Genomic DNA, 14,572 nt, shown 5'->3' with positions numbered 1-14,572 from the left:
GCCTGAATTTTTATTATATACAAGGATATAACCCTTATTTGTTCTTAAAGAACATTACTGCCAGCCGTCTGTTCCGTACTGTGCCACATTGTCTGATGTAATAAGGAATGTCTCTACAGGATATCTCTCATCAACCTGCTTTCCTTCTACATAATCATACATTATCTTTACCGCCTGCTCTGCAATAGAAACCGGAGACTGTGCACCGCTACCCTCTATTAAAGATTCTCCCGAAGCAAGCTCTGATTTGATATCAGGTGAACCGTCAACACCATAAATCATGCAATCCTTAATACCTGCAGCATTTGCCGCTGCCAAAGCTCCAAGTGCTGTAGGATCGTTTCCGCCAAAGATAGCAACTACATCAGGATTTGATTGTAATAAATCCTCTGCAATACCCATTGCAATCTGAAGATTTCCCTTTGCATCCTGCTGTGCAACCACTTCAAAGCCATGATCCTTTATAGCATCCATAAATCCGTTTGTTCTGTCTACTACTGACTGCATTGTAGGGGAATCAAGAACTATGATCTTTCCTCCGTTAGGTGCCTTTTTAACAAGGTCCTCACCTACCACTTTCCCTGCATTGTAGTTATCGGAACCGGTGTATGAAACAAGGTATGACATATCACCTACCTCCGTATCAAATCCTACCATAGGTACACCTGCCTCCTTAGCCAAATCAAGTGCAGGTATAATGCCCTGTGCATCAACCGGATTCATAAACAAACCGTCAAGCTTTTGTGAAAGCATATCCTCTACCTGTGAAATCTGCTTTGTAACATCATTTCCCGGATCTGTTACGATAAGTTCATCACCGTTTGCCTCAACCAATTCCTTGATTTTGTCCTGAATAGTAACAAAGAAAGGATTGGTTCCGTCCATACATGTGTATCCGAATTTATAATGCTTTTTTTCGCCACCGGCACTTTCGCTCTTTTCCGCCACAGTGGTTTCCTTGCTTTCTCCCTCAGATGCGGCCTTTGTCTCTCCACCGCCTCCGCTTCCACATGCTATCAAACTACCTGCCATTACCAATGCCAATGCACTTGCTAATAATTTTCTTCTCATAAGTCCTCCTCATTTTACCTCTTTGGGTGTTGTAATTATAATAACAATACTTAGTCTGCTTAATAATTGTTTTTTGTAATAATTATAGGATGACAATTGTCATTTTTTAAATGGACTTATTATATAGCTTATATCAGATTTTTTGCATATCAGGATACTGTAGTCCGACTTAACAGTAAAATTGTGCAAATTTTTCATTTTATTCGGATTTAAAACAGACACGCTTTAAACCAAGCAAATATGCCACTCCGGCAAGTGTGGTACCGTAAAATCTTACATCTTTACCGCTTTCCATATAGTTTAAATATTCAACTATTGAACCGTTTGCAATTGTACTTCCGGTACATAGTATCAAATCTGCCCATGCTATGGCTTCATCATGTTCTTTGCCTCCATCTTCTACAGTTACACCGTTTAGAGTTTTTCCTATATTTTCAGGATCCAGATCCAGTATACGCATATTATAATGCAAAGAAAGCTGATTAAATAATGCCGGCTGATAGCCTATCTGTAATATATTTGGATTATCAAAGTTTTCTTTAAGCCAATCTATAAAATCCTTCGCACATTCCTCAGGTCCATTATTTTTACAATGCACAGTATGGTCTATATGCCCGAGGTATCTCATTACGGCATTTATACATGCTATAAATAAAGCCCTTGCATGCTCATTGTATGCTATATCCGCATTTATTATATTATCAATATTTCCCGTATAATCTGCCGGTGCCAAAGTAAAAGCCTGACCTATACAGCCCCTGTATTCAGCCATTACCATTATTTCTTTGCCTGTAAGTATAGGATAATCTGCTCTCTTTGTATCTCCTATAGCTTCTTTAGGCGTCATTCCCCTTGATTTTATGGAAATATTTTTTGTATCACATTTATACTCCTTTAGCAATTCTTTAAATTTTTCTCTAAGAGTTTCAAACAATTCCTCCTTTGTCATGCCAAAATCTCCCTTTTTCATAAAAATATAAGTTCGGGCATTTTATATCACAGTATTCTTCCTGCATTATCTGTTTTTAAAGATTTTTATTGCATCCTTATAGGTCTGCTTCATACTCTGCCTTGCCTGTACAAATATATCATGTGAATATAAGTTTCCGCTTGTATCCGCTGCCATTTGTCTTATGGCATCACCTGCAAACTTGGCGGCATAAGTATAGAAGTTTATTTTTCTTACTCCACGGTCTATGCATTTTCTAAAATCACCGTCACTGATACCCGATCCTCCATGCATTACAACCGGAACACCTGTAAGTTCTCTTATCTTTTCTATTCTTTCAAAATCAAGTTTCGGTTCACTCTTATATATGCCGTGAACAGTTCCGAATGAAGCCGCCAATGCATCAATACCTGTTTCTTCCACAAAAATCTTTGCAAGTTCGGGATCCGTATATGCTCCCATAATATTATCCTCTGCACCCTCAGCACCCATTGCACCAAGTTCCGCCTCTACCCCTGCCGCATATTGATCTGCAAGAACCTTGGCATATCTTGTATTTGCCACATTTTCCTTAAAGCTTAGTGCCGATCCGTCATACATTATACTTGAAAAACCAATATCCAAGGCCTTTTTTATCTCATCAAAATTATCACCATGGTCTAAATGTACACATACAGGCACCTTTGCCTCCTCCGCCAGCATTACCATTACTCTACCTATGGTATCAAGTGGTACATATTTTCCATGTGCCGCATTGGCAAATTGTAATATTACAGGTGTATCTTCCTCCTGTGCCGCCTCTATCACTGCCATTATTCCCTCAAGTGAAGTTGCATTAAATGCAGCTATTGCCATATTTTTACTTTCCGCTATATCTAAAATATTTTTAAGTGCTATTACCATTTTTACTCCTTTATAAAATCCTGTGTACTCCAGTTATTTTTTATCTTTTCTTTCAGTTTTTCAATATCCGATAATCCGCTAAATGTATCATACTCCGTAATACACATAGCACCTGTCCCCGCCGCTATTTCCATAGCCTCCTTCGGTTTATAATCATTTATAAATCCATATAGAAATGCAGCTATTGCGGTATCTCCCGCACCTATTGCCGATTTTACCCTGTCAGGCTTAAAGCTCTTTTGGAAATATTTAAAATTATCCCATTTAGATCCTATTCCAAGCTTTTTTGAAACATCCTCTGATGTGCATAAATACATACCTGCCGCACCGCATTTTATTAAAAGTATGGATACTCCAAGCTCCATTACCTTCTTTGCAAGAGGCAGGATATCCTTTTTAAGGCTTAGACACATACATACATCCTCATCTCCCGCCCTTTCCAAAAGCTCTTTATATGCCTCCTTATCCATCATACATAGCAATTCTTCAAAGCTTGGCTCAAATATATCCACATATGGAAGTACCTGTTTTAAAATTTCTTTCCAGTCAAGTTTACCCTGTTTACTCTCAAGGTCAAAAGCTGCCACATCAAGACTTGTAATAAGACCTGCTTTTTTTATGTTTTTATACATCTTAATCAAATCCCCGGCATTATTTTCATAAAAGCCTGCCATCAATGTAGGATAACCGAAATGGAAAAGATAGCCGTCCTCTATATTTGACATATTCAAATCATCAAATTTAAATGTATCATTGGTTCCCGTAAAATGCAAAAAACTTCTGTCAAATCCCGGCGGTGATAAAACTATAGTATAAGAAGTGTCCTCTCCCACAGCCTTTATAAAGCTTGTTTTGGCACCCTTTTCTTCACATGATTTTATTATCCTGCGCCCAAACTCATCATCTCCGACCTTGGCAATAAGTTCCACATTCGCACCGAATTTATGCAATGCCATACCGGTATTGTTTACGGCACCGCCATTGGCAACCGTAGCCCTTCCTACATTTATCAACTTCCCGGGCTTTAAAATATTTCCGAAATTCTTACCGTTTGTATCATATATCTGAGGTGTGATATCATAGGATATATGACCTGCCACTATTATTTTTCTGTCCATAGTACCCCCTTTCTAAAAATAATTTACTAAAATTCACAAAAAAATAATAGTTACATTAGTCATTTGATGACTTATATAACTATTATCCTTTGTTATAATTTCTTCCATATAAATTTCCACATTACCCATAAAAGTACTGCGGTAATAACGCTGATAAGTATCCATCCGCCCTCCATCTTGGCAAAGGGCAAGTCTACATTCATACCGAAAAAGCCGGAAATCACTGTAGGTATAGTCATTAGAAGCGACCATATGGTCATAATACGCATGGTTTCATTCAACTTGATATTTATAAGATTATTATACATACCGCTCATCTGTTCCACTATACTTGCCGACATATCAGCCATATCACTTGCCTGCTTCGCCTCTATATATGCATCTTCAAGTTCCTCTTTTTCAGCTTCATTGCATTTTTTTATTGCCGATGTTATTCTCATCTGTCTTATTGCCACCACATTCTGTCTTGTAGCGGCTCCCAAATAAATAAGACCTACCTCAAGATCCGACAAATCCCAGATTCCCTGATTATTTGTATTTATTCTAAGCCTTCTGTTTAGATGTAGTCTTTCCTCATTCAACTTATCAAGTATAGGCATAAATGAATCGGAAATTACAAAAAGGCTTAAAAATAAAAGCATCATAGGGCTGCTTGCCTCTTCCGCTTTTATATACTTTTCAATCTGTGGAACTATATAGTTTGTATCATAAGTAACAAACATAAAAACACTCTCTGAATTTACAAAAAACTTTATAGACCTTGTCTCATAATGTCCGTTATTTTGTGTAAATGCCGGAACATGTATTACTACAAGCAAATTCTTTCCGTCATATTCCACTCTGGCTCTTTCATTGGAGTCAAGCACATATTCCGCCATTTCCTCAGTCAGATCAAATTTTGTTTCCAAGGTCTCTACATCCGCTATATTGCTGACATCTTCAACCCTCCAATAATACTTCTTTCCCTCTTCTCCCAGATACATCTGCATTTAATTATCCTCAAAGCTCTTAGCTGTTTCTATTTATATTCTTTATACCATTTATCTTCAACCGTGATATACTTTATTTTTTCCAAAAGTAATTGCTCTATATTTGCATTGGTCTCTTCTATAAATTTTTTTTGTAATCTCTCATAACTGCTGTCTTCAAATATAAGGCTTATATTTACCATCTCATCAAATACGGTATCCTCTATAACTATATTTTCGCTCTCTGCAATATATTTTATTTTTCCGTAAAAATCATATCCGAATCTGTACTTTACCCTGAATCCGCTTCTAATCTCTCCGCTTTTACTCTTATCAAGTCCTTCTATCACCGCTCCCTGATATGCACGGATAAGTCCTCCCACCCCAAGTAAAGTTCCGCCAAAATATCTTGTTACCACTGCAACTATATCAAAATATCCCTGATTTTCCAATACCTCCATCATGGGCATTCCTGCACTTCTTTGCGGTTCTCCGTCATCAGAGCATTTTTTCTTATTTCCATCCTCTCCTATAATATATGCATAGCAATTATGCCTCGCATCATAGTATTTTTTCTTTATCTTATCTATAAATTCTAAAGCCTCTTCCTCAGAACCCACCGCCGCTATATTGGCTATAAATCTTGATTTCTTCTCAACAATCTCCGCTTCCTTACTTTCCAGAATGATTTTCATAGATTTCTCCCCTGTTTTTTAATATAATCATATATCATTCTATTCACCTCATATTTTTGAACAAAGTATTTTCTCTTCTATAATATAATAAAATCTCAAAAAATCAAATACCGGATACAATACTGAAATTTCTTAAAGAATCAAGTTGTGTCTTACCTGATCTGTAACAAGAATCCTATTTTCAAAAAGTAACCGGTCACAATTGTAACCGGTTAAAAATTCTTGAACATTTATTATCAAGCTTCTATATCTTTATTTCTTTTCTCTGACCTTGCTGCCGTCATTAAGCTTTTCTTCATCCGAATTTATAATCACTTTATCATCCTCTTTTAATCCTTCGCTTATAACTGCCTGTGTGGATGATTTATAGCTTATGCTTACAGGGGTTTTCTTAGCCTTTTTATCCTCTATCTTAAACACATAGTCCACTTCATCTTCAGTAAAAACAGCACCTATCGGTACGGCAATCGCATTATCATTTTTATATAGTGTAAATATCGCATCCACACCATAACCGCTTTTTAATATATCATTCCCTGCATTATCTAATATTGCCACAAGTTTTACCCTGTACTCCTTTAATCCCAGAGGAGACTTTTCCTCAGTCGCAAAATCATATATTTCACTTATCTTTCCGCTGTAGTTTTTCTTTATCCCTCTTAGATTAAACTCAGCCTCCATTACATCACCTACATGCAGATAGGGTATAACATCCGTTAAAACACTGCACTCCAGTCTGTACTCATTATTGTTTGTATCAATTACCGCAAGTTCCTGACCTGCTACAGCCATTGATATATCCTTTGCAGGTATCTTAGAAATAATTCCGTCATATTCCGCTTTTACTTCACAATCTTCTATTTGATGTTCCAACTGTGCTATAGATGTTTTTTCGGATTCAATCGCCGCCTCAATCTGCTTTTTTGTACTTTCATAAAACTTCTCACTGATATCCTTTTCACTTAAGCCCTGACCTTTGAGAGTTTGCAGATATTTATTGCTTTCATCAAGCCTTTTTGATGCGGTTTCAAAATTTGATTTGGCATTTTCAAAATTTGCTCTGGAAGTTTCAAATTCAATCAATGATACACTCTGTGCTTCAAAAAGTGCCTGTTTTGCCGAGTAATCTGTCTGTGCCGCCTCATAAGCTGCTTTTGCAGTATCAAGACTTGATTTCAGTCCACTTATATACTCCATAGGAGATGTTGCCATAAGCTTACCTATATCACTTTCTTCCTTTTTTGCCGTATATGAATCCAAGCTGCTCTGTCTTAACTGCTTTTGATACAAAAGATCTCTGCTTGATATTTTTATAAGCACATCTCCCTTTTTTACCGTTGAATTCTCATTTACCAAAACCTCTTCAATACTTCCGTTCACCTTTGAAAGAATATGATACTCCTTTCCAAGACTTATAACAGCATTTTCCTTATATGTATCATTCACCTCTTCTTGCTTTACGGTATAGACCTCCACATCTATAGCCTTATTAAGATTATTTATAATAAAGACTGATATAATCACTAAGATAATAATAGAAATCAGTATATATTTTTTTCTTCCTTCAAAAAGCTGTGCTAAACTATTTTTTTTCATAGTTAACCTCTTTCTTTTAAACTGTCATTCGGATTTATTTTATCAATGGTTTTAAGAATTGCCATTCCGGATATATATAGCATCAATATACAAAATATAAGTGAGGATATATACATCGATATCTCTATATTTAATTTCAGAGTAAAGGATTCTGAAACCAGCAAACTCTCAAGCAACCATTTGAATAATTTTAAAAGCGGAATACTTAAAATAAGTCCGCATATAAGATATACCAGCTGTTCCATAAAAATCATCTGTTTAAGTTCCGTATCAAGCACCCCCATAATCTTCATAGTGGCAAATTCCGTTTTTCTCTCCCTTATGCTTATCAAAGAAATATTGTATATAAGTACCACACCTGAAAATAATGCCAGATATATAAACATTCTGAGCATAAATTTGGAGCTTTTCATTCTATCTTGATAAATCCTCAAAGTATCTCTCTTACTTGAAAATGAAGTAATATTTGCACTGTCATCTGTAAGCCTCTTTTTAATATTATCTTCCATTCCTCTTTGTGTATTAAAAATCAATGTATTTGAGAAGTTCTGCAATGAAAGGTATTGATTTATATTTTTTATATCCACATAACAGCCGCTTCCAAATGCCTCAAAAATAATCTTACTTACAGGCAATTTCGTTTTTTTCTTAGGGGCATAGCCTGTACTGATTTCAATACTGTCGCCCTCTTTTACATTCAAATCCTTTGCAATCCTTGAATTTAAAATAATTCCTTGTCTTGGAGGCTCATAAAATACATCATCCACATCACATATCCTATAAAGCTTTGAACCTCTGCCTATGCCTGTAAGTAATGTCGGCTTTGTATGATTTTGAGATTTTAATGTTACAGGTATCTCACAAATAATCTCTCTCTCTCCCACTCCGTCTATACTGTCAAGTGAATTAAATACACTGTTAAAAGAGGAATAATTTTCTGTAGTTATTTTTACATCATATTTTGCAATATCTTCAAAATATCCTACAAACATCTTATTGACCGCATTTTCCGACGCAAGCAAAGCACATGAAAGTGCAAACGGAAAGGCAATCGCAAAGGCAATAAAAAATGTTCTGAACGGACTTCTTAAAATAGAGCGTATACCCATTTTATGCATAACATTAAAATGCCTTATTATACCCGGAGAAAAATTATTTCCGACGCTTGGTGCGGCTGCCCTCATAGCCTCCGCAGCCTGTATTTTTGTTATACCGCCCACTCCCAAAATCACAGCCGCAATGCTTGAGGTAGCCGCTATTAAAAATCCTTTAAGCTTTGTGGAAAGCGGATCGATATAGCTTGGTGACGGCAATGAAAAAAACTCCGCATACTGATTAAACATATACATTCCGAAAGGTCTTGCAAGTATGCAGCCAAGAAAAGCACCCATAAAACTTATCATAATCGCCTGTACCAGATATGCGCCTAAAAGCTCACTGTTTCTAAGCCCCATCGCCTTCATTGTTCCTATAAGACTTCTGTCATTATCAATCATTTTTTTCAGCACCGTATATAGCATAAATACAGACATTGACATAAATACAACCGGCAATATGGTACCTGTACCTGTAAGTTCTGTAATCTCACCGTCTACCATATTGTAGCTGCTTTGCTTTTCCTTATTTGAAAATCCCTGCAATCCGTACTCTGATAAATGCTCCCTTAAACTGTATCTGACTTCCTCATAGGAATAATCGCTTTCCATTTCAAAGCCTATTTCATTTACTATATTCTCCCTTCCAAGTATCTTTTCAAGCTTATCCGAATTTACAATTGCAATATCATAATCTCTTCCGTCAGATATTACCGCACCGCTTGGAGGAATGGCATATATATAATTGGGTGCGGACGCAACTCCTGCAATTATAAAATCATAGCTCTCACCATTATGTATAAGACTTATAATATCACCCTTTTTTAAATTTCTGGCTTTCATCATCTTTGAGCCTATAAATATCTGCTCACTGTTTGGAGGAATGTCAGGCTTTAAAAGAGGTCTGTTTAAATAAGCTTCTTCATCATAGGAGAGTACATGCAGATTTGCTATATCACCGATACCCGCTCCGGCAATTCTTAGATCTGCACTCAAAATACCGCAAGCTCTCTTTATACCCGGATAATCTTCAAATTCCTTTAACCTTTCTTTCGGCATGGAGATGACATTTGCAAAAATATCAGCCATATTATTTTCTTTATAATAGCTGTATACCTGCACTTTAAGATTTATAAATGTATCATTCATTGAAACAAATATAAACACTCCAAGAGCCATTATAAGAGCGGCACCTATATATGTTCCCAAATTCCTTTTTGCGGATCTGAATAAATTTTTTGCAAAATATTTCATTACCACACCACCTCATCCGGACTTATGGGATGCTCATTTGTCACTATTTTTCTGATATTGCCGTCTTTAAGATAAAACACTCTGTTTGCAATCTTTGCCACATTTTCATTATGGGTTATTATCATAATGGTTTTATTATATTTTTTATTAAACTCAAGTAGTATTTTAAGTATCTGTACTCCTGTGGATATATCCAAAGCACCTGTAGGCTCATCACAAAGCAAAAGGTCCGGATTTTTACAGATTGCCCTGGCAATCGCCACTCTTTGCTGCTGACCTCCGCTCATTTTTCCCGGATAATGATCTCTTCTATCCCATAATCCGACCTGAGTAAGAAGCTCCTTAGGATCAAGCGGATTTGGTGAGAGTTCCGCCGCCAGTTCCACATTTTCAAGAGCATTTAAGTTCGGCATCAGATTATAAAACTGAAAAATAAAGCCTATATTTGCTCGCCTAAAGGAGGTAAGTTCTCTTTCTGTCATACTGCTTAAATCAATTCCGTTGTAGCTTATACTCCCTGAGCTTACGGTTTCGATTCCTCCAAGGATATTTAAGAGCGTGGACTTTCCTGAGCCTGAAGGTCCCAAAATAACCACAAGTTCCCCTTTATATACCTCAAAGCTTACATCATCAAGTGCATTTACCTTTACTTCCCCAAGAAGAAATTCCTTATGTACATTTCTTGCAATTATAAGTTCTTCCATAGTTCTACCTCATATGTTTATTCGTCAATATAAAACCTTCTTACATATTGTTTTGAAACTTCCGTCATTTCCTCATCCAACAGCGGAATACCTATGGCATCAAGAATCACTTTGAGCATATCTATTTTTCTAAATGCACCCTCCATACTGTTATCTGTCAGTGTAGGCAAAAGCCAGACCTTTGAAAGCAGACCGAATACCTCTGCCGCCTCCTTGGTGTATTTGGGATCAACTCTCATAGAGCCGTCCTCATTCCCCTCCTTTATAAGAGCTTCTATCTGAGGTGAAATATTTTTTAAAACAGTTTCAACCAATTGAGTAAAAAAATGCGGATTATGAATCAGAGGGATGGTTTCCATATTCATTCTCCTGACATTCTCATCATTGGCGGCTTTCTTAAAACTTGCCCTGATTTTTTCCAATGCGTTTAATCCTGTATGATTTTTTATCATATTCGTAAAGCTGTACTCTTCACATAATTTATCAAAGATTGCACTGAGGATATCATCCTTTGATTTAAAATGATGGTATATAGCCCCCTTTGTTATATCACCCAGCTCATCTACGATATTTTGTATAGAAACATTGTCATATCCTCTTGTGGTAAATAAAGTATAAGAAGTAAGCAATATTCTCTCCACTGTTTTTTCAGGGTATTTATTTCTTGGCATATCTCCTCCGGTATCTCTTATTAAAAATTATTTATCCCTTCTTAACTCTGTCGAATATATTTAGTACGAAACTTAAAATATACATACCAACCGTATGTATGTATATTATAATATTATTATGTTTTTTTCAAGATAAAATACTATAAAATCAGAAAATAGTAGTTCCGGTTTATTTATTATCCCGGTACATAAAAAAGCTTTTGGAAAATATCCAAAAGCTTTTTATCCGGATGACTTCAAGTTCTCCCGGCAAAACTTAATATTATATTGATAATACCATATCCACCTGCCTGGAAAATGATATCCCCGTTTTACACCACAATGCAAAATGTTCACAATTATTTTTAGCAAAATTATAGGATTTCTCCCCAAGCCTTGACTTTGCTCTCTCTATAGTCTCTTCAGGTGAAAACAGCTTATACTTTGCCTTAAATAAAAAATCAAACACTCCTGTGTTTTCCCTCGGATTTACACTGAAATTTGTGCTGCTCCTCAGCTTTCTCGGCGGCCCTCCGCTCTTTGGGAAATGCAATACAAAATAATCCTTTGATTCTCCTTTAAACTCCTTAAGCCCGGTTTCATATATGCTGATATTTTTACCGAAATCCTTTGATTTGTCCGCATAATGAATAACCCTGTCGTCACCTATATAAATACCATAGTGATCATACAATGTTCTGGAAACACCTATTACATCACCCGGCTTTAAAAAACTCTCAGATACAAGTCTTTCAAATTTCTCTTCCATTGCACTCATTGTTCCTATGGCTTTTCTTATATTGTTTTTATCCAATATTCTTACACTTCCATCCAGCTGATGGTACTGTAATCTATAACCGTTTTCTTCCTTTATATCTCTCCAAAAATACTGTTTGCCTCTGACTATTTCTTCTTTATTAGGTCTGTCTCCACTATGCTGCATCAATATCTTTCCGGCAATCAAAAGTGCTAATAACATATATGCTCCAAGTAATATACTGATTTTGCCAAGTTAGGTTTAACTAAGTTAGGCAAGACTAATATATATTACCTGAACATCTTTTTCAAGTGGAAATTACTTTTCCGAAAATTTCGGCAGGTATATATGCCTTTATGGAAATACCCTCGTCTATATATTCCTCACTAAGTATTTCTCCGAATTTTCTTATAACTGCTATTTTGCCCGCATCCTTATAAGAAAACACATGCTCGAGATATACTCTTTGTTTTTTCAAAATATCCTCAATGGTATTTTTCAGTTCATCTATACCCTCTCCGGTTTTTGCCGACATTTTTAAGACCTTATCCGCATGAAAATCTCTTGGAAGTTCCATTCCCTCTTCCATCAAATCGGTCTTATTAAAGACTGTTATAATATCCTTATCCACCACATCCAGACTTCTTAATGTATCATATACCACCAGCATTTGTGATGTAGCCTCTTCATTTGCGGCATCCACCATATGTATCAAAAGATTTGCATATTTTGCCTCTTCCAAAGTGGATTTGAATGCCTCTATAAGATGATGGGGAAGCTTTCTGATAAAGCCTACCGTATCCGTTACCAGTATTTCCTGACCGCTTCCAAGCTTTAACTTTCTTGTTGTTGGATCAAGGGTTGCAAAAAGCTTGTCCTCCGCCAAAATACCCGCATCGGTCAACTTATTGAGCAATGTGGATTTTCCCGCATTGGTATAGCCCACTATTGCCACATTAAAGGCAAGATTTTCATCTCTTGACTTTCTTATAAGCTCTCTGTGATTTTCAACCTTTTTTAACTCGGCTTTTAATTGAGATATCCTCTCATGAATAAGTCTCCTGTCCATTTCAAGCTTTTTCTCACCCGGTCCTCTGGTGCCGATACCTCCTCCAAGTCTTGAAAGACTGTTTCTAAGACCTACAAGCCTTGCCGCCGAAAATTTCAACTGGGCAAGCTCAACCTGGATTTTACCCTCACTTGTGGTCGCTCTTTTTGCAAATATATCAAGGATAACCATAGTTCTGTCCATTACCTTGGTATCCAAAAGATCCTCCAGATTTCTAAGCTGTGCGGGAGTAAGCTCATCATCACATACCACACCCGTGGCATCCAGCTCCATAACTCTTTCTTTAACTTCTTCTATCTTACCCTTTCCAAGGTAAGTACCCGGATGTATTCTCTCTCTTGTCTGTATAATACTGTCCAATACTATAGCTCCGGCAGTATCCACCAAATCAGCCAGCTCTTTTACAGACTCCTTTGTATCATCACCTACATCCACACCCAGCAGAATAACTTTTTCCACTATTTCCTTTGTTTCGTATGTACTCATATATTACCTATCTTATTCTGGACTTTAAAAAAGCCACTTCATGAGAAACCGCCTCATCCTCGCCATATTTTTCAATATATGCATTAAAGCATTCCAATGCGGTATTATAATCGCTCATATATTCATAGCAGGAAGCTTTTGAAAACATCAATGATTTTAAAACCTCATCATCATGTTCATTAAGGCTTTTATTCTCTAAAAGCGCAATTCCCTCTTCTACCGCTTCAAGTGCCCTGTCATAGTCCTCTCTCATAGCCAGATGCTTTGCATAAACGGCTAAAACTTTTGCATTTTTCCTATTGGTTTCTTTTAATAATTTTTCCAAAAAATCTTCAGCCTTGTCAAGATATGTTGTTTCAAGATTTTTATCATACATATCTTCATAGTATTTTACAATACTTACTCCGGCATTGATATGCAAATCGCTTCTATCCTCAAGGCTCTCCGCCCTTTCATACATTTCTATGGCATCCTCTATATCAATATCCATATCTATATTGCAAAGATTAGTATATATAATGGATAGCATATCCATATATTCTCTTCTTTCTTCATCGGCAGACATCAAAAGCTTATAGGTATGCTCCGCAGCCTTATAATCTTCCGCCTTATATTCAGCCTCCGCCCTATATCTTAGGATATCTATTTCAAGACCTCTGATATTTTTACTTCCATGTGCACTTATTGCCTTATCAAAAGCTTCCACAGCCTCCGTATATTTACCCTCATCAAGTAGTGCCTTACCGTTTTCAAAGTTCTTTTTTTCATTTGCAGAACATCCGCTGAGTAAAAGTATTGCAAATATTGCTGTTATAAATAGTTTTTTAACTCTTCCCTGTACTTCCAAAGCCACCTCTGTCAACCCCGTTCAGTTTATCAACTTCTTCAAATTCAAAAAAATCCTGATGTTTTATTATTCTAAACTGACATATCCTGTCATTTATATTTATTACCGTATCCCTCATTGCCAGTGCGGGATACTTCCATTCATCATTGTCACCGCAATATGACTCATCAATAACTCCTATGGAATTTGTCTGTAAAATTCCGAAGTTTTTAAATGTAGAACTTCTTGGAACCACCAATGCCTCATAACCCTTTGGCAATTCTATAGCTACTCCAAGTCTTATCAGTCTGTATTCTCCCGACTTTAGTTCCACTCTTTCAGCCGACCTAAGGTCAATCCAATCACTTTTTCCGTCTATAAACTTTAATTTATCAATCTCTTTACTTAAATACTTTATCTTTAACTTCATAT

The 14,572-nt window shown here is 36.4% G+C and carries 14 protein-coding genes; all 14 read right to left on the bottom strand.

Annotation, left to right across the window (positions count from 1 at the left end):
- Positions 1-54: 54 nt before the first annotated feature.
- Complete coding sequence (locus J4O15_RS06285; RefSeq protein ID WP_009220473.1) at positions 55-1,071, bottom strand: sugar ABC transporter substrate-binding protein; 1,017 nt, start codon at positions 1,069-1,071, stop codon at positions 55-57.
- A 199-nt stretch (positions 1,072-1,270) separates the two neighbouring features.
- Positions 1,271-2,020 (bottom strand): Rossmann-like domain-containing protein, encoded by a 750-nt coding sequence (locus J4O15_RS06280; protein ID WP_208100089.1) that lies wholly within the window; start codon positions 2,018-2,020, stop codon positions 1,271-1,273.
- Between the two features lie 66 nt (positions 2,021-2,086).
- Positions 2,087-2,923 carry a class II fructose-bisphosphate aldolase gene (locus J4O15_RS06275; RefSeq protein ID WP_208100088.1) on the bottom strand — a complete coding sequence of 279 codons (837 nt, stop codon included), beginning with the start codon at positions 2,921-2,923 and terminating at the stop codon, positions 2,087-2,089.
- A gap of 2 nt (positions 2,924-2,925) precedes the next feature.
- Positions 2,926-4,041 carry a carbohydrate kinase family protein gene (locus J4O15_RS06270; RefSeq protein WP_208100087.1) on the bottom strand — a complete coding sequence of 372 codons (1,116 nt, stop codon included), beginning with the start codon at positions 4,039-4,041 and terminating at the stop codon, positions 2,926-2,928.
- A gap of 92 nt (positions 4,042-4,133) precedes the next feature.
- Positions 4,134-5,030, bottom strand: coding sequence for a magnesium transporter CorA family protein (locus J4O15_RS06265; RefSeq protein ID WP_208100086.1), 897 nt, complete (start codon positions 5,028-5,030; stop codon positions 4,134-4,136).
- A 29-nt stretch (positions 5,031-5,059) separates the two neighbouring features.
- Positions 5,060-5,704: an IMPACT family protein gene (locus tag J4O15_RS06260; RefSeq protein WP_009220468.1), complete on the bottom strand. Its 645-nt coding sequence runs from the start codon at positions 5,702-5,704 to the stop codon at positions 5,060-5,062.
- Between the two features lie 252 nt (positions 5,705-5,956).
- Positions 5,957-7,300, bottom strand: coding sequence for an efflux RND transporter periplasmic adaptor subunit (locus J4O15_RS06255; protein WP_208100085.1), 1,344 nt, complete (start codon positions 7,298-7,300; stop codon positions 5,957-5,959).
- A gap of 2 nt (positions 7,301-7,302) precedes the next feature.
- Positions 7,303-9,648: an ABC transporter permease gene (locus J4O15_RS06250; RefSeq protein WP_208100084.1), complete on the bottom strand. Its 2,346-nt coding sequence runs from the start codon at positions 9,646-9,648 to the stop codon at positions 7,303-7,305.
- A complete protein-coding gene (locus J4O15_RS06245; RefSeq protein WP_007594847.1) occupies positions 9,648-10,352 on the bottom strand; it encodes an ABC transporter ATP-binding protein in 705 nt (234 codons plus the stop codon). The genes J4O15_RS06250 and J4O15_RS06245 overlap by 1 nt, the downstream gene beginning before the upstream one ends.
- Before the next feature lie 17 nt (positions 10,353-10,369).
- Entirely contained in the window at positions 10,370-11,023 is a 654-nt protein-coding gene (locus J4O15_RS06240; RefSeq protein WP_208100083.1) for a TetR/AcrR family transcriptional regulator, read from the bottom strand.
- 262 nt (positions 11,024-11,285) lie between these two features.
- Positions 11,286-11,981, bottom strand: a complete 696-nt coding sequence (locus J4O15_RS06235; protein WP_009220464.1) for a lecithin retinol acyltransferase family protein — start codon at positions 11,979-11,981, stop codon at positions 11,286-11,288.
- 85 nt (positions 11,982-12,066) lie between these two features.
- Positions 12,067-13,314, bottom strand: coding sequence for a GTPase HflX (gene hflX / locus J4O15_RS06230; protein WP_208100082.1), 1,248 nt, complete (start codon positions 13,312-13,314; stop codon positions 12,067-12,069).
- A 7-nt stretch (positions 13,315-13,321) separates the two neighbouring features.
- Positions 13,322-14,161, bottom strand: coding sequence for a tetratricopeptide repeat protein (locus J4O15_RS06225; RefSeq protein WP_243761967.1), 840 nt, complete (start codon positions 14,159-14,161; stop codon positions 13,322-13,324).
- Positions 14,139-14,570 (bottom strand): dUTP diphosphatase, encoded by a 432-nt coding sequence (locus J4O15_RS06220; RefSeq protein WP_208100080.1) that lies wholly within the window; start codon positions 14,568-14,570, stop codon positions 14,139-14,141. Before J4O15_RS06220 ends, J4O15_RS06225 begins: the two co-directional genes overlap by 23 nt.
- Between the last annotated feature and the right edge of the window lie 2 nt (positions 14,571-14,572).

Source organism: Lachnoanaerobaculum sp. Marseille-Q4761, from assembly GCF_017565785.1.
Taxonomy (GTDB): Bacteria; Bacillota; Clostridia; order Lachnospirales; family Lachnospiraceae; genus Lachnoanaerobaculum.
The sequence above is the reverse complement of the archived record's forward strand: the minus strand, read 5'-3'. Positions and strand labels throughout refer to the sequence as shown.